This is a genomic window from Rothia sp. HMSC071B01, assembly GCF_001808945.1.
In the GTDB taxonomy this organism is placed as follows: Bacteria; Actinomycetota; Actinomycetes; order Actinomycetales; family Micrococcaceae; genus Rothia.
Genome location: NZ_KV795073.1, coordinates 372,178 through 395,363, shown reverse-complemented (window position 1 = coordinate 395,363; position 23,186 = coordinate 372,178). Strand labels below are relative to the sequence as shown.

At 60.6% G+C, this 23,186-nt stretch carries 20 protein-coding genes and 1 tRNA gene; 13 read left to right on the top strand and 8 right to left on the bottom strand.

Annotated elements, in window-relative coordinates:
* Positions 1-2: 2 nt before the first annotated feature.
* Together HMPREF2527_RS06560 and HMPREF2527_RS06555 are read left to right on the top strand one after the other, a co-directional pair.
* Positions 3-542, top strand: a complete 540-nt coding sequence (locus HMPREF2527_RS06560; protein ID WP_049358270.1) for a hypothetical protein — start codon at positions 3-5, stop codon at positions 540-542.
* Between the two features lie 218 nt (positions 543-760).
* A complete protein-coding gene (locus HMPREF2527_RS06555) occupies positions 761-1,636 on the top strand; it encodes an HpcH/HpaI aldolase/citrate lyase family protein (protein ID WP_005504437.1) in 876 nt (291 codons plus the stop codon).
* 126 nt (positions 1,637-1,762) lie between these two features.
* Here HMPREF2527_RS06555 and HMPREF2527_RS06550 read toward each other — a convergent pair whose 3' ends face one another.
* Together HMPREF2527_RS06550 and HMPREF2527_RS06545 are read right to left on the bottom strand one after the other, a co-directional pair.
* Complete coding sequence (locus tag HMPREF2527_RS06550) at positions 1,763-2,029, bottom strand: hypothetical protein (RefSeq protein WP_005504446.1); 267 nt, start codon at positions 2,027-2,029, stop codon at positions 1,763-1,765.
* 105 nt (positions 2,030-2,134) lie between these two features.
* A tRNA-Thr gene (locus HMPREF2527_RS06545) sits at positions 2,135-2,209 on the bottom strand.
* 320 nt (positions 2,210-2,529) lie between these two features.
* Between HMPREF2527_RS06545 and HMPREF2527_RS06540 the strand changes: the two genes are divergently transcribed.
* Positions 2,530-3,294, top strand: coding sequence for a DsbA family protein (locus tag HMPREF2527_RS06540; RefSeq protein WP_070507260.1), 765 nt, complete (start codon positions 2,530-2,532; stop codon positions 3,292-3,294).
* Complete coding sequence (locus tag HMPREF2527_RS06535; protein WP_070507258.1) at positions 3,294-4,082, top strand: spermidine synthase; 789 nt, start codon at positions 3,294-3,296, stop codon at positions 4,080-4,082. Before HMPREF2527_RS06540 ends, HMPREF2527_RS06535 begins: the two co-directional genes overlap by 1 nt.
* Before the next feature lie 102 nt (positions 4,083-4,184).
* Here HMPREF2527_RS06535 and HMPREF2527_RS09895 read toward each other — a convergent pair whose 3' ends face one another.
* The 3 genes from HMPREF2527_RS09895 to HMPREF2527_RS06525 all read right to left on the bottom strand — a co-directional run bounded on the left by HMPREF2527_RS09895 (position 4,185) and on the right by HMPREF2527_RS06525 (position 6,406).
* On the bottom strand, positions 4,185-4,337 hold the full coding sequence (locus HMPREF2527_RS09895) for a putative permease (protein WP_012902815.1): 153 nt from the start codon (positions 4,335-4,337) through the stop codon (positions 4,185-4,187).
* 3 nt (positions 4,338-4,340) lie between these two features.
* On the bottom strand, positions 4,341-5,159 hold the full coding sequence (locus HMPREF2527_RS06530) for an EamA family transporter (protein ID WP_012902816.1): 819 nt from the start codon (positions 5,157-5,159) through the stop codon (positions 4,341-4,343).
* A gap of 185 nt (positions 5,160-5,344) precedes the next feature.
* Positions 5,345-6,406 carry an EamA family transporter gene (locus HMPREF2527_RS06525; RefSeq protein ID WP_012902817.1) on the bottom strand — a complete coding sequence of 354 codons (1,062 nt, stop codon included), beginning with the start codon at positions 6,404-6,406 and terminating at the stop codon, positions 5,345-5,347.
* A gap of 271 nt (positions 6,407-6,677) precedes the next feature.
* Here HMPREF2527_RS06525 and HMPREF2527_RS06520 point away from each other — a divergent pair, with 271 nt between their 5' ends.
* Positions 6,678-7,559, top strand: coding sequence for a hypothetical protein (locus HMPREF2527_RS06520; RefSeq protein ID WP_049346152.1), 882 nt, complete (start codon positions 6,678-6,680; stop codon positions 7,557-7,559).
* A gap of 109 nt (positions 7,560-7,668) precedes the next feature.
* Here the strand turns inward: HMPREF2527_RS06520 and purB are convergent, their stop codons facing one another.
* Positions 7,669-9,102: an adenylosuccinate lyase gene (purB, locus tag HMPREF2527_RS06515; RefSeq protein WP_070507255.1), complete on the bottom strand. Its 1,434-nt coding sequence runs from the start codon at positions 9,100-9,102 to the stop codon at positions 7,669-7,671.
* 251 nt (positions 9,103-9,353) lie between these two features.
* On the opposite strand from purB, the gene HMPREF2527_RS06510 reads away from it, so the two are divergent.
* The 6 genes from HMPREF2527_RS06510 (at position 9,354) to HMPREF2527_RS06485 (ending at position 17,906) form a co-directional block, all read left to right on the top strand.
* The gene (locus HMPREF2527_RS06510) at positions 9,354-9,947 is read left to right on the top strand and encodes an ABC transporter substrate-binding protein (RefSeq protein ID WP_070507253.1); all 594 of its coding nucleotides are present in this window, start codon (positions 9,354-9,356) and stop codon (positions 9,945-9,947) included.
* Between the two features lie 19 nt (positions 9,948-9,966).
* Entirely contained in the window at positions 9,967-12,351 is a 2,385-nt protein-coding gene (locus HMPREF2527_RS06505; protein ID WP_070507252.1) for an extensin, read from the top strand.
* A gap of 283 nt (positions 12,352-12,634) precedes the next feature.
* Complete coding sequence (locus HMPREF2527_RS06500; RefSeq protein ID WP_070507249.1) at positions 12,635-13,762, top strand: histidinol-phosphate transaminase; 1,128 nt, start codon at positions 12,635-12,637, stop codon at positions 13,760-13,762.
* A gap of 413 nt (positions 13,763-14,175) precedes the next feature.
* Complete coding sequence (locus HMPREF2527_RS06495) at positions 14,176-15,342, top strand: thiamine pyrophosphate-dependent enzyme (RefSeq protein WP_070507247.1); 1,167 nt, start codon at positions 14,176-14,178, stop codon at positions 15,340-15,342.
* Positions 15,343-15,344: 2 nt separating this feature from the next.
* Positions 15,345-16,331: an alpha-ketoacid dehydrogenase subunit beta gene (locus HMPREF2527_RS06490; protein ID WP_070507245.1), complete on the top strand. Its 987-nt coding sequence runs from the start codon at positions 15,345-15,347 to the stop codon at positions 16,329-16,331.
* 99 nt (positions 16,332-16,430) lie between these two features.
* On the top strand, positions 16,431-17,906 hold the full coding sequence (locus HMPREF2527_RS06485; RefSeq protein WP_070507243.1) for a dihydrolipoamide acetyltransferase family protein: 1,476 nt from the start codon (positions 16,431-16,433) through the stop codon (positions 17,904-17,906).
* Between the two features lie 175 nt (positions 17,907-18,081).
* Here the strand turns inward: HMPREF2527_RS06485 and HMPREF2527_RS06480 are convergent, their stop codons facing one another.
* Positions 18,082-19,188, bottom strand: coding sequence for a hypothetical protein (locus HMPREF2527_RS06480; RefSeq protein ID WP_070507241.1), 1,107 nt, complete (start codon positions 19,186-19,188; stop codon positions 18,082-18,084).
* Between the two features lie 45 nt (positions 19,189-19,233).
* Positions 19,234-19,896, bottom strand: a complete 663-nt coding sequence (locus HMPREF2527_RS06475) for a sugar O-acetyltransferase (RefSeq protein WP_012902830.1) — start codon at positions 19,894-19,896, stop codon at positions 19,234-19,236.
* Positions 19,897-20,192: 296 nt separating this feature from the next.
* On the opposite strand from HMPREF2527_RS06475, the gene HMPREF2527_RS06470 reads away from it, so the two are divergent.
* Positions 20,193-21,959, top strand: coding sequence for a long-chain-fatty-acid--CoA ligase (locus HMPREF2527_RS06470; RefSeq protein WP_049363516.1), 1,767 nt, complete (start codon positions 20,193-20,195; stop codon positions 21,957-21,959).
* Between the two features lie 316 nt (positions 21,960-22,275).
* Entirely contained in the window at positions 22,276-23,160 is an 885-nt protein-coding gene (locus tag HMPREF2527_RS06465) for a MetQ/NlpA family ABC transporter substrate-binding protein (RefSeq protein ID WP_070507239.1), read from the top strand.
* Positions 23,161-23,186 lie beyond the last annotated feature (26 nt).

The following is a 23,186-nucleotide window of genomic DNA, read 5'->3' as shown; positions in this document are numbered from 1 at the left end:
ACATGGGACTTAAAAGCTACCTGCAATCGCGCCGCGACGACGCCGAGCTCGGCAAAGGCATCTGGCGCCGATCCCACGACCGGTTCATTCGCGGTATCGACCGCTTCCACCAGGTCCTCGAACGCCTAGCGGCAACCGACTCATCCGACTCCATGATCGAGCTCATCGTGCCGGATGCAAACGCGCTCGCCGACCTCATCCCGCGCGTGCGTGCAGTCGCCATGGAAGCGCACCGCCTCGCCCCCAGCGACGGCGATATTCCCGCCTCCCCGTTCGGCACCTACTCCGACCTGAACCGCGCCCTCTCCAAGGCAGGTAACGCCGTGGCACTCTGCGCCGAAGCGCTCGCCATGGCACGCTGCTTCGGCAATTGTGCCACCGGATGCGACCGCCAGGTGAGCGTGCACCGCCGCGTGGAAACCGTCATCCAGCACATTGAAGACGCTGAGCGTCTGATTCAGCGCGCCCAGAAGGAAGCCGCCGGCAAGCTGACCTTCGACGATGGAATCCCCGTGGGCCGCACCCAGCTGATTGAGGCATAACACAGGGCCTAAATTGCGGTCAACAGGCGGGTTAGTTTGATGTGCACCTCAACAGGCGATACGCTTAAAGAAGAGGTGTAGGACACTTCTTATGCGGTTCCGTCACAATGGAGGTGACGACACAATGCGATGGTACGCGCGGAAGAACCGCAGGCTTTTTCCTGCCCCTCTACGGCACAACCCAATGCATATACAATTCACGGAAGAAGTCACACACCATGTTTGAATTCCACCGCAATGAGCGTGCGCGTCAGCTGCGCCCCAGCCTCTCACGCTCCTGGCTCCTCGTGCGCGCCAACTCCTCCGAAGAAGTCTTTGAAGAGGCCTTCGAATCCGAGGCCGACTCCATCATTATCGACCTCGAAGACGGCTGCCCCGCCGAAGAGAAGGACGCCGCTCGCGAACAGGTCGTCCGTATGCTCAACTCCGGCGTCGTCGCATGGGTGCGAATCAACGCCATCACCACCGAACACTGGTGGAAGGACGTCAAGGCCCTCAAGAACGTGAAGGGTCTGCGAGGCGTCATGCTCGCCACCGCAGAGCACGCTACCGACATTGACCGTACCGCAGCCGAGCTACCCCCCGGAACCCCCATCATCGCGCTGATTGAGTCCGCGCTCGGCGTGCACCACTCGGTGGATATTGCTCGCGCAATCGGCACTTTCCGCCTCGCATTCGGCGCAGGCGACTACCGCCGCGACACCGGCTCCTCCGCAACCCCCATGGCGCTCGCCTACGTGCGTTCGCAACTGGTCATCGCCTCCACCCTGGGTGGTCTGCCCGGCCCCATCGACGGCCCGACCCTCGGCGCATACGGCGCTGACCTCTCCAAGGCATGCGGCTACGCGAACGACCACGGCATGACCGGTAAGATCACCCTCGACATTCGCCAGGCTGAGACCATCAACGCGGCATTCTCCCCGAGCGAGCTCGAAATCGAAGAAGCACACCAGATGCTCGACGTGCCCCTCGACGGCCCCCGCGACGGCTCCTACCTGCCGCGCTACCTGCGTGCAAAGAAGGTCAAGGAACTCGCCAAGGTCTACGGCCTGTGGGGCAAGACCGACAGCGACTTCCAGCGCGCATCCAAGTAAGGCGCTGGTCTAAAGTACACACGTAAAAAGCCGCGCATCCGACCCCCGAGCGGGGAACCGGATGCGCGGCTTTTGTCTGCCTGAAACCTCACGAGGCTACAGCCTGGCGGGCTGCTGGTCGGCGGTCTAGTTGCGGGGCGATTTGCCGCCCGTCAGCGCATGAGCGCACACGTACGAAGTCACCAAGGAAATCACAATCGGCACCAGGAACGAGGTGTCATCCTCATACACGGAACGGTAGAAGAACCACACCGCCAGGGAAACCACCAGCGCCAGCACGTACACCAGAGCAAAACGCATCGTGGGGCTCATCGGGCGTGCAGAGCCCGCAGCGGCGCGACCTGCCTGCGCACGGCCACTCTGGCGCTTAGCGGATGCGGATCGAGAAGACATGAGAATCTCCTAAAGTTCGACGGTGACATCTTCGAGAAAACGACAACTCTCAGATGCTAAAAACCGCCGCAACACACCGGAAACCGGCACGCGTTACGGCGGATGTGGAGCCCCCAGTGGGATTCGAACCCACGACCTTTTCTTTACGAGGGAAATGCTCTACCCCTGAGCTATAGAGGCGCATATGCTGCCGTTCTCAACTGCCCGAAAGCAACCGGTGAACAGTGCATACCCCGCAATAGTACCAAAAAGGCGGGGGAGAGGCTAATTACTTTCAACACCGGCCCCGCAGCTGGGAGCAGGCGACAGGGCGGCTATGGTGTGCACTGCATTCACCCCGCAAACCCGCCCGAAGATAGGGAAAGTTCAGGGCAGAGGCATACAATAAACCCTATACCCACGGCGGCTGACAGCACCTCAGAGTGCACATCAACCACAGATTAATCAACCACAGATGTAGCAAACAGGCCAGCCCGCCACCCGTAGAGAGAGGAACCACCATGACTTCACCCCTCAACCGCCGCACCCTGCTACTGGGCGTAGTGCCCGCCGCCGCCCTGGGGCTGAGCGCATGCGGTTCCAGCTCCTCCCAGCCTTCCGCATCGGCGTCTGCGAGCGGTTCGGCGAGCGCATCTGCAAGCACCGCCGCTACCTCGGCAAGTGCATCCGCTAGCGCTTCGGCATCCGCTGACCCTTCGGGTACTGCTTCGGCAACCGCCGATGACGGCTACGTCGGTTACCGCCTCAACCGCGAAGTACCCGGTGCAGGCACCGCAACCCTGTACACCGACTACCAGTGCCCCTACTGCGCTAAGGCAGAACCTAAGTTTGAAGAAGCCGCCAAGAAGCTTGACGGCATCATGAACGTGACCGTGCGTCACATGCCGCTGAACATGCACGCCAACGCCGTACCCGCCGCGCTCGCCGTAGAAGCCGCAGCAGCTCAGGGTAAGCACGTTGAAATGGCGAACAAGCTCTTCGCCACCCAGAACGACTGGAAGAACATCAAAGAACGCGATAAGCTGCGCACCCTCTTCAACGACTACGCCAAGGAACTGGGCCTGAACGTCGAAGAATTCGACAAGGTCCTACTCGCCTCCGACACCGTCAAGCCCATCCAGCGCGACTACGAGCACGCCGTGAAGATTGGCGTGAAGGGCACCCCCACCTTCGCCGTGAACGACAAGGTCATTGAGGGTCTGGATTCTTCCTCCTCGGTGGATGACCTGGTCAGCACCTTCAAGCGTGAAGCTGGCGTGAAGTAGTGGCACACATTCAGCTCTCCGGCGGGCAGCGCGCCGAAATTCACCCCGACGGGTTCAGCGACCACGGCCACGTCCTCGAAATCGGTGGCGCCGAGCAGTCCCACGTGGACGTACAGAACCCCGACTACGTGTTCTACGAGTACCTGCGCCGCATCGCAAACGCGGTGGATGCGCTCGCACCCGCCGGCGAACCCATCACCGCTGCACACCTGGGCGCCGGTGCGCTCACGCTCGTGCGCTATATTCAGGCGACCCGCCCCGGCTCCCGCCAGGTTGCCGTGGATATTGAACCCGAGCTCATGGGCTTCGTAACGGACCGCCTGCCGCTACCCGTCGGAACCGATTGCCAGCTGGTGGTCGGTGACGCCCGCGAGCAGCTGGCGAACCTGCCCGAACTGCTGGGCGTGCCCGGCTTCGACGCGATCATTCTCGACATCTTCACCGGCATGGACGCACCCGCCCACCTGGCGAACCGCGACTTCTACCGCGAACTCAAGGACGCCCTGAACGAGCGCGGCATGGTCGCCATCAACGTGGGCGATGACGCGGGTCTGCCCTTCTTCCAGCTGCAGGTAGCCGCCATGCTGGAAGTCTTCGACCGTGTGTGGTGCCTGTGCGAAAGTTCCATGATTAGCGGGCAGAATGAAGGCAACCTCGTGCTGGTTGGCACCGCCCGCGAGCTGGACGAGGACACCCAGGACCGGCTGTACGCGATGGGTCCGCATCCGGCGGAAGTGCTCACCACCGATGAGCTCCGCGACCTGCTGGACGAGCTGGCCGAGAGCTAAAACTGAAACATAAAACCGTTGAGGCGGGTACCAACCAGGTACCCGCCTCAACGGTTTTGTATATGGGTTTTCTCTATGCCGCGCGCCGGCAGAATCTTGGTTTTATTCGGGTAGCGGCACGGGAACGGGGTCCTCACCGTCATCCTTCTGTTTGGGGGAATCGCCCTTCGTGGTGGTCAGCGTAATACCCACACTCGCCGTCATCAGCAGACAGATTGCCACCCAACGAATCGGGCCGGTCTCCTGATCCAGCAACGCTCAACCGGCAATCGCCGCAATCGCCGGTTCCATGCTCATCAGCACACTAAACACCTGCTGCGGCAGGTTACGCAGAGCCATCAGCTCCGCGCTATAGGGAATCACCGAAGCGAACATCGCGGTACCAAAAATCATGAGGAGCAGCATCGGATCCTGCGCCGCATTCCACATCGGCTGAGGAGCCGGAACAACCGCTGCCACCGGGGCAATGAATGCGGCACCAACAAGCATCGCAACCGCCAGACCGCTCGCACCCGGAACCAGGGCACCCACCTTCGCGCTCGAGCGAATATACAGCGCCCAGAACACGCCAGCAATCAGCGCGAACGTCAGACCCAGGTAGTCGGTATCCTTACCGACCGCCGCCTCATAGCCGAGCACCAGCATGCCCGCCAGAGCGCAGAGCACCCACACCGCGTCGCGGAGCCTGCGCGTCAGCATGGACGCCAACGCCAGCGGGCCCAAGAACTCCACCGCAACCGCCAAACCAATCGGGATGCGGTCAATCGCGCAATAGAAGAAGCCGTTCATCAGACCGAAAGTCATACCGAAAATGATGACGGCATGCCACTGCTCCTTCGACCACGACAGCGCACCCGGCGGCATTTCGCCGCCGCGGCGGGTATGCCAACGCGCCGCCAACCACACGGCGCTACCCACCACAATGGAAGCAATCGCCAGGCGGCTGACACTAATAGCCAGAGCGCCAAACAGCGGGAAAAGAGTAATCGCGAACGCGGCACCGAACTGCAGCGATGAGCAGGACATCAGCACAAACATAATGCCCAGTGCGGGGCGTTGAGATGAAGTATGCGGCATGATTCTCCTTCCTGCGCCTCACAAGGCGGTACTTCTCCACGTGTGCATGCTGTGCCGCTACGGGGCAGAACGAACGCTCCAATAGCGCCGTTTAAAGAGCGCGCCCCCCGGGCAACACGAGATACTATCCTACTCGTTACCCGGGGGGGGGCTAGAAGCCGTTGACACGGCTACAGTTCAGTAGATTAGAGGCCCTTCGCCTCACGGTCAGCCTTAATCTGTTCAGCCGACGGAATCGTAATAGAGTTAGTCGCCATCTGCGCAATATCCACCGCGTGCGCATCCACCGCACCCGGCAGGTAATGGTCCGCATCCTCCAGCGTGCCGTCCTCCTGCGCCTTCTTCTGCGCACGAGCGTGAGAAATCGAAATACCGATACTCGCCGCCACCAGCAGAGCAATAGCAACCCAACGAACCAGGCCGGTAGCTTCACCAAGCATCACAATACCCACAGCCGCCGCAATCGCAGGCTCCAGGGACAGCACCACGCTATAAATGTGCGCGGGCAGCAGACGCAGCGAAGAAACCTCACCCAGCGCCGGCAGGGCAGAAGCCAGCAGACCCATCAGGCAGCCAATAGCCAGCAGGTGCACATCCTGGGTGACCTTCAACAGGTTATTGCCGCTTATCAGGAACGGGAACGGCAGAACCAGCAGGGTAGAGACAACGTTACCCACGACCATGCCGCCCATACCCGGAATCAGAGCGCCAACCTTCTCAGTCGCCAGAATATAGGCGGCACGAGAAATAGCGGTCAGGATTGCGAAAACCACACCCATCAACGCGAAATCTTCAGGCTTCGCCTGGGACTCAGCAGTCAGAATCGCCATGCCCGTAAATGACAGAGCAATCCACACCAGGTCCAGCTTACGGCGCGACATAACCGTCGCCAGCACCAGCGGACCCATAAACTCAATAGCCACCGCAATTGCTAGCGGAACCTGCTCAATAGCCACATAGAAGAAGGCATTCGCACCGGTCAGGGCGACACCGAGGACAATGACCGCCATCCACTGCTGACGGGTCCACGAACGAATCTGCGGGCGGAAGAACACCCACAGCAGGATAGAAGAAGTCAACAGGCGCAGAGCGACCACGCCCCAGGGGCCCAAATCGCCCATGAGCTGCTTGGCAAGAGCCGCACCGAACTGCGCCGAAATAATCGCGCCGGTCGCGTACGCAACACCCAGCCCCTGAGTCGCCAGGGGAGAACGCGCAGCATTGGGCGTATGGGTGGAAGAAGTCATAGTATTCCTTAGGATTCAGAAGAGGTATTAGCCGCTATCTGTCATCAGGCGCAACCCGAATCTCCGTGAAGCAGGTCACGCACTATGCAAACAATGAATAGTGTGTAATCTACGACAATTTTACGCGCTTTAAAATTGGGCGCAAATAAAGACCAAAACACCCTAACAAGCGATCAAAAACCTCCACGCCCTCGGTGAAATTTCACCCCCCAAACCCCACCACAGGCCCCATATTCAGGAAAAATTCACCAAGCCGTGATTTACTGAGAGCATGCTTGACCCGAAGAAGTCTCTATTCGATGAAGACGGCAACCCCCGTCCCGCACTGACCACCACCCTCGACAACGTACTGCGCATGCAACGACCGCTCGCGCTGTCCATCGTCAAAAAACTGCGTGAAGCACACCCCGACGAAACCCCCGAACAAATCCACAAGCGCCTCGACCGCACCTACCTGCGTGACATCACCGCCATCGGCGGCGTCACCGGCGCATCCGCATTCGTGCCCGGCGTCGGCACCGTCACCTCCATGAGCCTGTCCGCGCTCGCAGTCGGCGGCTACCTCGAACGCACCGCACTCTACGCCCAGGCAGTCGCAGAACTGCACGGCGTGCACGTACACGACCCCGAAACCGCCCGCTCCATGGTCATGGCAATCATGCTCGGCGAAGAAGGCTCCCAGCTCATGAACACCGTGCTGCTGCAGACCGGCAAGGCAGGCGGTGTCTCCAACAAGTGGGGCATGCTGCTCGGCAACTCCTCCAGCGGCAAGATGTTCAGCGTCGAACGTACCATCCGAAACATGTTCATCCGCCGCTTCCTCACCCGCCAGACCGGTGCACTGCTCGGCCGTGCCCTGCCCTTCGGCGTGGGCGCAGTCGTTGGCGGTGGCGCGAACCTGACCCTCGGCAAGGACGTCGTGCGCAACACCCGCCGAGCCTTCGGCGACGCGCCCGCCTACTTCCCCGCAGAGCTCATGATTACCCCGCGTGCACCGCGCGTACAGGGCGGCGAAGGTTCGGACGGCTCCTCCGGCGTGGCTGGCTCCCTGCTCAAGGGCGTCAAGGACGCAGGTAAGGCTGTAGGCAAGGTCTTCACCCGCGACAAGGGCAACGACACCGAAACCGGTCACCACCGCATGCTCGGCCGCTAAAATCCTCGCCGGTCATAAAACCGGAACATAGCGAAGACCCAACACGCTAAAGACCCCGAATCCCTGAATGCAGGGACCCGGGGTCTTTTGTTTATATCTTTGCTACGGACTAAGCGTTCTTCGCATGGTCCAGCAGCTGAGCCGCAATACCGTTATAGGTGTGCGGAGTCAGAGCCGACAGACGCGCCTCAGCCTTGGGGGAGAGGCCCAGAGTAGCCACAAACTCCTTCAGACGAGCAGCATCCACGCGGTGACCGCGAGTCAGCTCCTTCAGACGCTCATACGGGTTCTCCATGCCGGGAACACCTGCGATAGCCTCAGCGCGCATCACCATCTGGATCGCCTCAGCCAGAACCTCCCAGTTCGCATCCAGATCAGCGGAAATAACCTCGGTCGCAATATCCAGACGCTCAAGGCCCTTCACCACATTGGAGATAGCCAGCACCGAGTGACCAAACGCCACACCAATATTGCGCTGCGCCGAGGAGTCAGTCAGGTCACGCTGCCAACGAGAAGTCACCAGGGTCGAACCCAGCGAATCCAGCAGAGCGTTAGAGAGCTCCAGGTTAGCCTCCGCATTCTCAAAGCGAATCGGGTTCACCTTGTGCGGCATAGTCGACGAACCGGTCGCACCAGCCACCGGAATCTGACGGAAGAAACCAATCGAAATGTAGCTCCACACATCGGTGCAGAGGTTGTGCAGCACACGGTTGAAGTGCGCGATATCCGAGTACAGCTCGGCCTGCCAGTCGTGCGACTCGATCTGAGTGGTCAGCGGGTTCCAGGTCAGGCCCAGGTGCTCCACAAAACCACGAGAAACAGCCTGCCAATCAGCGTCAGGAACCGACGCATAGTGAGCAGCGTAAGTGCCGGTCGCACCATTAATCTTGCCGAGGAACTCGGTAGCAGCAGCGTGCTTCACCTGACGCTTCAGACGGTAGGCGAGAACACCCAACTCCTTACCCAGGGTGGAGGGAGTTGCAGGCTGACCGTGAGTGCGGCACAGCATCGGCACGTCGCGGCCTTCCTCAGCCAGCTTCAGCAGAACCTCAATCAGGTTCTCAGCAGCCGGAACCCACACGTTCTCAACAGCATCCTTGATGCCCAACGCGTAGGCGAGGTTGTTAATGTCCTCAGAAGTGCAGCCGAAGTGAACCAGCGGCACCAGGTGACCCAGGCCCAGGCCCTCCAGGCGGCGGCCAATGTAGTACTCGACCGCCTTCACATCGTGAACGGTGACTGCCTCAATCTCAGCCAGCTCCGCCACAGAATCAGCGTTGAAATCGGTAACGATGGCGCGCAGGCCCTTCTTCTGCTCCTCGCTCAGCGGGGACAGACCCGGCAGCACCTCGTGCTCGCACAGGTATATGAACCACTCAACCTCAACATGGATGCGGTCGCGGTTCAGAGCTGCCTCAGAGAGGTAGTTGGTCAGGGGTGCGGTTACGGATGCGTAGCGTCCGTCGAGGGGGCCCAGCGCAAGTTCGCCGGTGCCCAGGTCAATACGGCCAGAAGGCAAGAAGGTGTTATTGGTGTGAGACATAGCTCTATTTTTGCATGAATTCGCTGAAAAAAAGAGGCGGGAAGAGCATATGGACGTGACGGGCGGCTTGGTTAGTTACAGAAATATGACAAAACGAGGGGATGCGGAGGGGGCATTTTTTGGGTTTTGAGGACGCAAAACGTGCGAATTTTTCGAAACAAGCCTGAGTTATCCACAGGTTGGCGCACTCCACCTGCACGGTCACCGCAACAGATTTAGCCTAAAACAAACCCGCCGTGAAAGGACACACCATGACCACGATTGTTGACACCGCACCACCACCCGTACCCCAGCTGCCCCGAATCGAACCGACCGATATCCTCCGCGCAGCAGGACACATGGGCATCGGCACCGCCGCCGGCCACGCCCTCGCCGAGCAACTCATGGCAGCCGCCGCGCTCGCCCGCGCCAAAGGCGCAGAACTCTCCCACCGGATGCGCACCGAAGCCCAAGAAATCCGCACCGCACACCAACGCGCCAACGAACTCAACGGCGACCACTGGGCATCCGAAGCCGGACGCGCCTACCGGCGACAACTTGAAGAACACCGCGAAAAAATCCGCAACCAAGCCGAACAAGCCGAAAGCGCCGCCGCCATGATTGCCGCCGCCGGCGAAGAACTCGCCAACGACCTCACCACCAAAGCGCAGGCAATCGAAGCCGCCGCCTCCGTTGTAGACGGGCTACTCGGCAAACTCGCCGACGGCGCCGCCGACGCACTCGAAAAGCTCGACCCCGGCGAAATTATCGCCCGCTCAGGCGTGCAAAAAGCCCAGTCAACGCTCGATTCACTCATGCACGTGAACCTGCCCGACGGGCTGAGCTCGCTCATCCGAACCCACTAACCCCACCCTAGGAGACACCATGATTACCGGACCCACCGTTGCACCCATCGGTGACCTCACCGACTCCGCAGGGCCCACCGCAGGCACCATCAGCGTTGAGCTTGAAGAAATGCCCGCCATCGCTGACGGGCTCGACACCGTCAGCCACACCTGCGCCGACCGCACCATGCCCATTCTTGGCATCGCCGCTGAAACTCGTCTCTTCCTCGGCATTAACGGACGCGCCCAGCAGGCTGCTGCCCTCTGCACCGGCCTTGCTGCAGAGCTCGGTATGAGTGCCGCAAAGTTCGGCGCCACCGCAGCTGCCGTCCGCGTCGCCCACAGCTCCTACCTGCAGACCGAAAATATCGTCGCAGGCTGGTTCGATTCCATGGGCATCGCAAAGGACGGTAAACTACCCGACGGACGCAGCACCCGAGACCACCTGCGCGGACTCATCGCTGGAGAACCCGGCGAAGCTAAATACCTCTTGAAGCTCACCATTCCCGAGCTTGGGTACTTTGCGGCATCTCGGACGCTTCCGTATTCGCCTATCATTGCGGGTATTCTCTTCGGCGCCACCGCCTACTTTGATGCCAAATCGAACCCCGAAATTGCCCGTCAGCGAACAATTGACCGCGTTGCAGACATGTTTGGCATTCCGCGAGGACTTGCTCGAAAGGCACTGGGAGGTGACCTGTCTGACCTCATCAAGACAGCTATCGGTGGAAACGTGGTTTACAACGTCCGTACAGCCTCTGCGGAGGAATACGGTATTGCTACGCATCGCGGCGAGAAAAACCAGCTCTCTGTGGGCGCCAGCTCGGACCGTCTGATGACTATTGGTAAAGCACAGGACCTTGAACTTGAGCGTTCGCGACAGGACCCTTTGACTGCTGAACGCAGTGCCGTACTCGTCACCGTCATGTACGAAGCAGGACACGAAGGCGACCCAGCCCATGCCCTATATGTGGTCAGCATTCCGGGTACTATCTTTGGGTCCTGGGGTGGATCTATCATAGATGGCTCTGGGGCTCTTCGTGAGGCGCCCAGCTCAGACCAGATGAACTCTGCATACATGATGATTTTGCAGGCTCTGCGTGATGCTGGTGCTCCCAAGGATGCTCGTGTATACCTGGAGGGCTTCAGTCAGGGAGCAATGATCGCCCACAACATGGCGAATAGTGCTGAAGTCGCCAAAGAAATCAATATTGTGGGTGTCTATGCCCAAGCTGCCCCGATGCGAGGTATGTCAGCCAAACAACGTGACTTTGCCGTGGATTACGTGGAGGGAGAAGGTGATGGGGTTCCTGATATAGCAAAGAAGATTCCCTTGCCACAGATTTTTGGAGAACCGTGGCATCCTGATGAACGCGATACGGTAATCACCGTCAATAACCATGAGCATCATGCCGTAAATTACCACGAAGCCCTACACCGTGAAGGGCATAGCGGCAAGGTGCCTGGCGGCATGCGCGCCGCAATGGACGGTAAAGAGTATGTGCTGGGGGAGCAGAAGGTTACCTCTGCGTCAGCCTTGCCGGATGGTCTGCCTCCCATTGTACGAATCGGTATAACAGCTGGACGTACCGAGGGCTATGCTGTTGCAGCCCTTGCATCAGGAACTGTGCCTGGTGGCTTGGGCATAGTTGAAGGGCTCGACCAGCTGACAGGTGGGAACCTGGCTAAGGCAAAGCGTAAAGTGCGAGAGAGTATCGAAAATACTCGGCAGAAAATCGAAGACACTGTCTCAGACGTCCAGCAGGGCATGGAGATTGCCAAGCAGAAGGCCGAGGGTCTTCAGCGAGAAGCTGGAGAATCCGCCTGGGCGGTTGCTAAGCAAATCCCCGCCGTCATCGAGGGTGTCCAAAAGACCATCCCTCATCCCGAGCCGACTCCGCAGGAAAAGCCTCATAGCCCGAAGCCTGCATGGCCCGAAATGCCTGTGCCGCAGATGCCGAATTCAGGAGCCTTGCCCGCACCGAACCTTGCTCCTGCCAACCGTGGATTCATCGTCAACGCACCGCAGAACACTCAGCCCGTCAGCCACATGCCCATGACACCGGCAGATGACATCGACCCCGGATTCATCGTGCGCCCGGAAGCACAACCCACCCTGGGGAGCGTCGCACCCCGCCTCATTCAGGGCCTGCCAGACGTGGTTGAATCACTACCCCGGATTGGTGACCTAACGGCTATGCCGCATGTGGTCGGTGGCGATAGGCAAGGCGGAGACTACGACGGCGTTGAGTCGCTCATTCCCATCCTGCCAGGCCAGAAGCTGGCGCCTATGCTCCCGCCTAAGAGCATTGACCCCGGGTTCCTCGCACCAGCTCCGCCCGAGAACATCGACCCCGGGTTCCGCGCCCCAGGCCCTCCCGAGGATCTGAATCCCCTCGAGGAGCGCAAACCCCTGATGGTCTAAAAAACCGAGTCCAAAGAACTAATCTCAACGACTCGGTGGAGGGTGGAGGGGACGAGTAGAGTAGAGAAGAGAAACAGGGGCGCCGCCGGGAACAACCCCGGCGGCGCCCCTCCAACTTTGCGCGCACAGTCTGTGTGTACAGTGCTTCTTTGAGTGCAGTGCTTCTTAGCGTGCAGCGCTCGCGGCTAGTATCTGCTGCCTGCACAGTTACAGCTTGCTCGCGATCTGCTCTACAGGTGAGAAGCGTTAGCCTCCGGGCCGCCCGCAGGCACATACTGGAAGCATGAGCCAGTCAGCTGAACACGCCAATATCCCGGTCCGCCCCGTCTTCAACACCCTGCCCAGCTACGCGGCAGGCAAGCCGCCCGCACCCGTTGAAGGCCTCACCCAGTACAAGCTCTCCTCGAACGAGAACCCGCTGGGTCCCGTACCCGAGGTCGCGCGCATCCTCGCAGAATTTGCGACCGTGCACCGCTACCCCGACCCGCTCTCCACCGCCCTGCGACAGAAGCTCTCCGCACGGCTCGGCGTGGACGCTGACGACATCGTCACCGGCGCCGGAAGCCTCGGCGCGCTCAACCAAATCCTCAAAACCTTCGCCGGCGTAAACGCCGACGGCGTGCAGGACGAAGTCATCTACGCCTGGCGCTCCTTCGAGGCATACCCGATCCTCGTCGGCATTATGGGCGCTCGCAGTGTGCAGGTGCCGAACCTGCCCGACGGCTCACACGACCTGGACGCCATGGCGGCAGCCATCACCGACCGTACCCGCCTGATCCTGGTCTGCACCCCCAACAACCCGACCGGCCCCGCCGTCACCGAAAGTCAGATCCGTGCGTTCCTGGAGAAGGTGCCCGCCCACATCCCCGTGGTGATTGATGAGGCGTACTTCGAGTTCTGCGCCGCCTCCACCGTGCCGGAAGGGGAAGAAGCCCCGCTGAACGGCCTGGACATCTACCGCGACTATGAGAACGTCATCATTCTGCGCACCTTCTCCAAGGCGCAGGGCCTGGCGGGTCTGCGCGTGGGCTACTCGATTTCGCACCCGCAGATTACGCAGCACCTGCGCGTGGCGGCAACCCCGTTCGCCGTGACGGCGCTGGCTGAGGCGGCGGCTATCGCCTCCATCGAGCATGAGGATGCGGTGATGGAGCGTGTGAGCCACCTGGTCGCTGAGCGTGAGCGCGTGACCGCTCGACTGCGCGAGCTGGGCTACGATTTCCCGAGCACTTACGCGAACTTCGTGTGGCTGCCCCTGGGGGAGCGCACGGGTGAGTTTGTGCAGCTGATGGCTGAGCATGCGCTGTCGGTGCGTGCGTTCGGTACCGAGGGTGTTCGCGTGAGTATTGGCGAGGTGGAGGCGAATGACCGTTTCCTCTCGCTATGTGAGGTCTTCGCGAAGGGGCTCTAGAGCGTCTTGTGAAGGGGCGGGAGTGCCCACCCTGCCCTGTTTGAGCCCTAATTGAACAATGTACTATTTTCCCTTGTCGAGGTTTGTTTGGGCTTTTCAAATGGTTCTCGCGCGGAAAAAATGATGACCCGAAAAAGCTCTCAATAGTTAAATTAAACCTCCCGTATATTCCTGAAAAAGAATATATGGGAGGTTTAATTTAATGATGTTCAAATAGTGAATGACAGGGCATAATACGCTGTGTTATCAGCGTAACTGCCGCGAGATAAAGCCGAAAAGAGTAGACTGGTAACTATATATGCCCAGACCCTCACAGGCTTGCCGGAACACCTCAAACCCTGCACCATCAGGTGAAAGTTGAGACTAAAACCCAAGTCGCTGAGGGCCAAGCCCTCGTCACGTGTGGAGGTTAGATGCACGAGAACGACAAGTACCCCGGAGTGCCCGAACGCATCCAGCTCATGGATGAAAACGGCACCGTACACGAACACCCCACCTACAGTCAGTACATCGAAGACGTCAACGCAGACACCCTGCGCGAGGCATACCGCCTCATGTACACCACCCGCCGATTCGACGACGAGGCAACTGCCCTGCAGCGCCAGGGTCAGCTCGCCCTCTGGGTGCCCAGCCGAGGCCAGGAAGCCGCACAGGTCGGCTCCGCACTCGCCTACGCACCCAACGACTACATCTTCCCCTCCTACCGCGAGCACGCCGTCGCCCTGACGCGTGGCGTGGACTTCCGCGACCTAATCACCATCTTCCGCGGCTCCACCACCCACGGCTGGGACATGAAGGCACACAACTTCCACACCTACACCAAGGTGCTTGCCGCCCAGACCCTGCACGCCGTCGGCTACGCTATGGGTCTGAACTTCGACGCCGACATCGAGGCTGAAACCGGCACCCGCCGCACCGGTCAGGGTCAGGCAACCGACCCCGCCGAGGACACCCAGAAGCCCGCCGTGGCGGTCTACTTCGGTGACGGCTCCTCCACCGAGGGTGACGCACACGAGTCCATGGTTTTCGCCGCCTCCTATAACGCGCCGGTGCTCTTCTTCGTGCAGAACAACCGCTGGGCTATCTCGGTGCCCTTCGAGGTGCAGTCCCGCGTTCCGGTGTCCACCCGCGCCGCAGGCTACGGCTTCGAGGGTATTCGCGTGGACGGCAACGACGTTCTCGCCGTGCTGGCTGCAACCCGCTACGCCATGGAGAAGATCCGCGCCGGCGAAGGCCCCGTGCTGATTGAAGCTGAGACCTACCGCCTCGGCCCGCACACCACCGCGGACGACCCCACCAAGTACCGTACCGACGCCGACCTTGAAGGCCCGCTGCACCGCGACCCCATGATTCGCCTCGAGAAGCACCTGCGCGATAACGGTTACGCTGACGACGCCTTCTTCGAAGAGGTTGCGGAATCTGCACAGCAGGTCGCGAACGGCGTGCGTGAGGCAGTGCTGAACTCCGAGGTTGCTGACTTTGAGCGTTTCTTCGACCGCGTCTACGCGCAGGAACACCAGCAGGTGGAAGACGACCGCGAGTTCTACCGCACCTACGTTGCAGGCTTTGAAGAGGAGTAAGCATGAGCGAGAAAATTGAACGTTTGACCCTCGCCAAGGCGATTACCCGCGGCCTGGAAGATGCCATGGAAGCCGACCGCACCGTCGTCATGCTCGGTGAGGATATCGGTAAGCTCGGCGGCGTGTACCGCGTGACTGAGGGCCTGCAGGCGCGCTTCGGTGACCGCCGCGTCATGGATAGTCCGCTGGGCGAGTCCGGCATTATCGGCACCTCGATCGGTATGGCGCTGCGCGGCTACCGACCCGTGCCTGAGATTCAGTTCGACGGCTTCGTGTTCCCCGCCTACAACCAGATTACGAGCCAGCTGGCGAAAATTCACAACCGCACTGATAAGCAGTACACGGTGCCGGTGACTATCCGTATTCCGTACGGTGGTGTGATTGGTTCGGTGGAGCACCACTCCGAGTCCCCGGAGGCGCTGTTCGCCCACACCGCGGGTCTGCGTATTGTGACCCCCTCGACCCCGCACGAGGCGTACTGGATGACCCGCAAGGCGATTGAATGCCCCGACCCGGTCATTATTTTTGAGCCGAAGCGCCGCTACTGGCTCAAGGGTGAAGTGGACTTTAGCGACACTTCCTTTGATCCCTTTAGCGCCCAGGTGGTGCGTGAAGGCACGGACGCGACCATCGTTGCGTACGGTCCGCTGGTGCCGGTTGCTCTGGCTGTCGCAGAGGCTGCCGCGGAGGATGGCCGCTCGATTGAGGTTATTGACCTGCGCTCGATTTCCCCGCTGGATGTGCCGACCGTTGCTGCTTCGGTGGCGAAGACTGGCCGCTTGATTATTGCCCACGAGGCGCCGACCTTCGGTGGTATGGGTGGCGAGCTGGCTGCGGCGATTACGGAGCGTTGCTTCTACAGCCTGCAGGCGCCGGTGATTCGCGTGGGTGGCTACTACATGCCGTACCCGGTTTCCCGTGTTGAGGAAGAGTACGTGCCCGATATTGACCGTATTCTTGAGGCGGTTGACCGCGCTTTTGACTACTAGGCATACCCTGATCTGACGTATCAGCGTGTTGCGCTATGGCGGGTTGAAAGCCCGCACAGAATATTCCGTATAGGGTATATGCCCTAGTGAGAGGTAAAAATGTCCCAGATTTTCCCGCTCCCTGACGTGGGCGAAGGCCTGACCGAAGCAGAAATCCTCAGCTGGAAGGTGGCAGTCGGCACCGAGGTCGCCATCAACGACGTCCTCGTCGAAATTGAAACCGCGAAGAGCGTTGTGGAACTTCCCTCGCCCTTCGCCGGCACCGTCGAGGCGCTGCTCGTTGCCGAAGGTGAAACCGTTGAGGTGGGTACCCCGATTATCAGCATCTCCGGCGGCGACAAGGCACCCGCAACCCCGGTAACCCCCGCCGCGGCAGAGGCTGAGTCCGGCACCGCACTGGTTGGCTCCGGCCCCAAGGCAGATGCGGTAAAGCGTCGCGCCCGCAAGCGCCCCGCCTCCGCAGCCCAGCCCGCACAGGCTGCTGCGGCACCGGTCGCACCGGCTGTTCAGGCACCCGTGGCGCACACCCCCTCCGACCCGGTGAATCGCAACCAGGGTCTGCTGAGCGAGCTGGCTGAGCGCGCCTCCCGTTTTGTGGAGAACACCCCGCTGAACTCGATGGTGCAGCGCCTGGCACCCGAGCCCGCAGCAGCTCCCGCGCCGACTCTGGCTCCCGAGCAGGTTCCGCACCGCCCGACCCTCGCACCGCCTCCGGTGCGTCTTGCCGCAAAGGAGCTGGGTGTTGATCTGGCGAACGTGACCGCTACCGGTGCGCGCGGCCAGGTGACCAAGCAGGACCTCATGAACTATGTGGCACACCTGAACGATGTGCAGCATAGCGGCGCCGGCCAGCCCTTCTGGCAGCCCGCAACCACCCCCGGTGACCGCATCGAGCGCATCCCGGTGCGTGGCGTGCGTAAGGCTACCGCGAAGGCGATGGTTGCTTCAGCGTTTAGCGCCCCGCACGTGTCCATCTTCGTGGACGTTGATGCCTCCCGCACCATGGAGTTTGTGAAGCGTTTGAAGAAGTCTCGCCACTTTGAGGGCGTGAAGGTCACCCCGCTGCTGGTGCTTGCTGCCGCGGTCATTTGGGCTGCTGAGCGTAACCCGCAGGTCAATGCGACCTGGACCGATAGCGAAATCCAGATTAAGCACTTCGTGAACCTGGGTATTGCTGCGGCAACCCCGCGCGGCCTGATGGTCCCGAACATTAAGGACGCTCAGGAGCTGTCCCTGCGTGAGCTGGCGGTTGCGCTGAACAACCTGACTACTCGCGCCCGTGAGGGTAAGACTCAGCCCGCTGAGATGGCGAACGGTACCCTGACCATTACGAATATTGGTTCGCTGGGCATTGATACGGGTACCCCGATTATTAATCCCGGTGAGGTGGCGATTGTTGCCTTCGGTACGATCAAGCAGAAGCCGTGGGTTGTTGATGGTGAGGTTATTCCTCGCTGGGTGACGACCCTGGGTGGCTCGTTCGACCACCGTGTGGTGGATGGCGACCTGTCGGCTCGTTTTATGGCTGATGTGGCTGCGATTCTTGAGGAGCCTGCCTTGCTGCTGGACCACTAGGCGGCATGTTTTAGCTAGTCAGCGTCGTATTGCTGGGTAGCTGAGGCTGTTGAGGATACAGATATTTAGATGCAGAAAACCTCCGGTACCTTACTTAAGGTACCGGAGGTTTTCTGTACGGTTCATTCCTATCGCAACGAGGCGCGGGTGCTTAGAAGACTAGGTGTCCAGAAGCCTAGGCGTCCTCGCGTGCCACCTGGTCACTCGGGTACTTGTCCACTCGGCGGTGGTACAGGCGTCCGCACAGACCGCCGAGGATAGCGCCGAGGAAGCTCAACGCCAGAACCAGCAGAACCGCCAGCAGGCCGTTCGCGAAGTCGCCCCCCATCAGCTTCTGCAGGGACAGGGACGCGACACCGTTCTGGAACAGCTGAGGCGCGAGGAAGGTCGCCAGGGACCCGATGATGAGCACCATAATCTGCCAGAGCCATACGGCAATGCCCTGCTTCGCACCGGCGAATCGTGCCATGCGTCCCGCCGCGTAACCGCCCACCAGGTAGGCGAAGAAGATGAGCACACCCAACGCCACCGCGACCGGCACAGCGTTCGATGCGCCGCTGAACAGACGGGAGACCACCGTGGCGTAGTCGATGGACTCGCTCTGACCGGTCAGGGTCAGCCACGACTGGATAGCCCACAGGCCACCGTCCATGAGGGAGATGGTAATCAGCCAGCCGAGCAGACCGGGCAACAGGTGCATGCGGGAGTAGCGGCTCTTCTGCATGGACAGTGCGGTTGCGGCGGTGAGGATGGGTTCCGAGCCAGCGGCATCACCTGCGGGGGCGGGGATGACGAAGTGGTCATCATCCGCCGGATTAGCCTGCGGGGCACTGGGTGCCGCATGGGCGTTGCCGGGTGCGGGCACCTCGTAGCTTGCAGCGGTGGCAGGTGCGGTAGTGGGGGCGCCACCGCCGCGTACGTTGTCCGCGCTGGGGGCTGCAGGCTTGTCGAGCCAGCTGAGGTTGTCATCTCCGGGTTCGCCGAAGTGAGCGCCGGATTCTGCGCCTTGAGAAGTGGCGCTGGGGGAGAGGATCGGCTGGGTTGCGGTAGCCGCCTGGGTGAGGGGGCGGGTCGCATCCTGCGAGGACTGTGCGGAGGACTGCGCCGAAGAGCTCGACTCGCGCGCCTTTTCGTGGGCGCGGCGTGCCGCGTTCAGCTCCTCATCGGTCAGGACCACGGTGGGGTCGTCGGAGGAGAATGCCGCCTCCCACAGGTCACTTTCGGTGGGGGAGGACGCCGCGGCAGCCGGACGCTGCTGCGGGGTGTTGTTCTGTGCGTTCATTAAGTCCTTTGGATCTAATCCTGGGGTCGTGGTGTGCGGGTTGCCTTAGAGCGCGCGGTCAGCGTAGAAGGCGCGTGCTTCTTCCATAGCTTCTGCGGAGAAGGTGTGCGGGTGCGCGGGGCGCTCGTTCTCGCCCAGGGTACGAATGACGCGGCCGGGGTTGCCCACCACGAGGGAGTTAGCGGGGACGTCCTTGGTGACGACGGTGCCTGCGCCGATGACGGAGTTCTTGCCGATGGTCACGCCGCCCAGGATGATAGCTCCGCTACCGATCCATACGTTGTCTTCAACGGTGATGGGTGCGCCTGCTTCCCAGTAGTCGGCGCGGTCGCCGGGGTGGAGCGGGTGGGTGGGGGTCATGAACTGTACGTTGCTGCCAACCAGTACGGTGGAGCCGATGCGGATCGGGCAGACGTCCAGGAAGACGGTGCCGAAGTTGAAGAAGGAGCCGTTACCGATGTAGGTGTTCACGCCGTAGTCGAAGCGTGCGCCGGGGCGGATGTGGGCGTGTTCGCCCAGGTGGCCGAGGTGTTCACGGTAGACGTGCATTGCCTGCGCCTGCTCGCCGCGTGCGTAGTGTTCTTCGGCGAGGATGGTGGCGGCGTAAATGCGCTTGAACTGTGCGGCGCATTCGGCGTCGGCCATGTAGACGGAACCGTTGGTCATGCGGTTGAAGTTTTCACCAGTGGGGCGCTGCGGGGTGTGCATTAGTGGGCTCCTCCCAGAAGGTAGACTAGCGCGATGATGGCCATTCCGAAGAGAATGACGACTCCTCCGGCGATAGCGAATCGTTTGGAAATTTCGCGGAGGAGCTTCTTGAACTGTTCGTCAGTGATCTCTTGCTGTCGTTTACTCATGCTTTAAGTATCCCAGAGTTGCTTGGGTTTACCTTAGTGTTTCGGTGTTTATTGCGGTATCTGGGGCGGGCGTACCGTGTGATTTTCAGCGTGGGAAGAAGCGCTGCAGAGTTGAAGCCTGCGGGGGCGGGAAGGCACAATCATTGCATGACTGAGGCTCAGAAGAACACGAACCTGCAGGATGCGGCGGCTCCTGCATCCCCCGCTGGCGCGTCGGCTGGCGCGCATCCGTTGGCGCATCGTCCCTGGTTGAAGAACTATGCTACGTGGACTGCACGCGATATTGAGCTCCCGGAGACGTCGTTGAGTCACCTCATTGATGAGGCGGTCCGCACCGTACCCCACAAGGTGGCGCTGGAGTTTTTTGGCGCGACCACGACCTACGCTGAGTTGGGGGATCAGATTGAGCGTGCGGCGGAGGGTCTGCGTGTGGCGGGCGTGCAACCGGGTGACCGTGTGGCGCTGATTTTGCCGAACTGTCCTCAGCATATTGCGGCGTTTTACGCGATTCTGCGTCTGGGTGCGATTGTGGTGGAGCATAACCCGCTGTATACGGGCGCGGAGTTGCGCCACATGTTTGAGGATCACGGCGCGAAGGTCGCGATTGTGTGGGATAAGATCGCCTCGCATATTACGGGTCTTCCGGCGGATATCCGCCCGAACCATATTTATTCAGTGAACATGATTTCGGCGATGCCCGCGCTGATGCGTACCGCGCTGAAGCTGCCGGTGAAGAGTGCGCGTGCTTCGCGTGAGAAGCTGACCGGCTCCGCGCCGGGTACGGTGTCGTGGGCTCATTTGGTGAAGAGTGAGCGTATTGACCCGTCGCATCGCCGCCCGACCGCGCACGATATTGCGCTGCTGCAGTACACCTCGGGTACGACCGGCCTGCCGAAGGGTGTGATGCTCACGCACCGCAACCTGGAGTCTAACGGCCGCATGGGTGAGGCATGGATTAACCCGGGCGATGACGAGGTGATTTACTCGGTTCTGCCGCTGTTCCACGCGTACGGTATGACCCTGGGCGTGACGATTGCGTCCCTGTGCCGTGCCCGCCTGGTGCTGTTCCCGACCGTGGACATGGACCTGATTTTGAAGGCAATGAAGAAGACCCGCCCGACCATTCTTCCTGCGGTTCCGCCGGTGTACCGCCGCCTCATGGATGAGGCGAAGAAGCGCGGCGTGTCCCTGGAGGGTATCCGTTACGCGGTCTCTGGTGCGATGAACCTGCCGCCTGAGCTGGTTGCCGAGTGGGAGGAAGCATCCGGCGGTTTCATGGTGGAAGGCTACGGCCTGACCGAGTGCGCGCCGCTGGTGTCCTGCAACCCGCTCAATGACACTCGCCGCGCCGGTTTTATTGGTGTTCCGTTCCCCTCCACCGATATTCGTGTGGTGGACCCGGAAACTGGCGAGGATGTGCCTGATGGTGAAGAGGGCGAGCTGTGGGTGAAAGGCCCTCAGCGTTTTGCCGGCTACTGGAAGCGTGAGGACGAGACGGCTAAGACCATCACCCCCGAGGGCTGGTTGCGTACCGGCGATATTGTGCGCCTGGATGAGGACTACTTCATTCAGATTGTCGACCGTATTAAGGAAGTCATTATTACCGGCGGTTTCAACGTCTCCCCGACGGAGGTTGAGGTCGCGCTCAAGCAGCACGACATGGTCGCGGATGCGGCGGTCGTCGGTATTCCGCTGCCCGCCGGTGGCGAGATGGTCGTTGCCGCTGTGGTTGCCGCCCCGGGCCGAGTGGTGCAGGAGCACACTCTGCGCGAGCACTGCTATTCGAAGGTGACCCGCTATAAGGTTCCGCGCCGCATCGTGGTGGTGGATGACCTGCCCCGTTCGATGCTGGGTAAGGTTCTACGCCGTAAGGTGCGTGAGCAGCTGATTGCTTCGGGCGAGTTCGATCAGTAGTACTGGTTGATTCGCCGCCTGCTCGTAATGAGTGGGTTAGATGGACGCTGGCTTGGGTTTTTGTGCCCTTGCCGGCGTTTTGTGTGCGCCTGAATACACCGGTAATGACGCTTTATAACCTGGAAATAATCACCGCATGACGAAATATGACAAAATATGACGACCTTGACGTTCTGTGTCTCATGAATAGCTCTTAACTTCCACACCCGCCCCCGCCCGTGCTGTAATTGTCCCATCATCATTCCCATCGGACGTGCTAATACCAACGTCAGCACCCGGTGGAACGCATCATCATTCAACAGAAAGATTCATAGCCGTGAAGAAGTTTGCTGCTGCACTCGCAGTTGTCCCCATGGTCTTTGGCCTGGCAGCCTGCGGTTCCACCAACTCCTCCTCTTCCTCCTCTTCCGCATCCAAGAAGGTCACCATCGGTGTGGTTGGCTCTGAGAAGTTCAACAAGACCCTGAAGGAAGAAGCTAAGAAGCAGGGTATCGACATTGAGTACAAGGAGTTCAGCGCTTACACCGAGCCGAACCCCGCACTGGACGCCGGTGACATCGACATGAACCGCTTCCAGCACATCGCGTACCTGTCTAACTACAACGTGAGCGCTAACAAGGACCTGCAGATTGTCGGTCCGACCGTCATCTACCCGATGGCTCTGTTCTCCAAGAAGCACTCCAAGTTGGCTGACATCCCCCAGGGCGGCGAGATCGTTATCCCGAACGACACCGTGAACGAGGCACGCGCACTGAAGCTGCTGAAGACCAACGGTCTGGTCACCTTCAAGAACGCTGACGTTGACGCACCCACCATCGACGACGTGGACACCGCTAACTCCAAGGTGAAGGTCACCCCCGTCGACGCAACCCAGACCGTGGTTGGCATGGAGTCCGCTGACGGCGCAGTCGTCAACAACGACTTCCTCAAGGATGCAGGCCTGAAGCCCGCAGACGCACTGGCTCAGGACGACCCCAAGACCGACCCCTCGGCCATCAAGTATGTGAACCTCTTCGTTGCTCAGAAGGACAAGGCTGACGACGAGACCTACAAGAAGATCGTCGAACTCTTCCACTCGAAGGCCGTCATGGACGTCGTTCAGGAAGAGACCCGCGGCACCGCTGTTGAGGTCAACGTGAGCACCGACGAGCTGCGTCAGTCCCTGGCTAACGAAGAAGCCAAGCTGCGCGCCAAGAAGTAATCTTCTGAATACACGCCTCTTCTAGG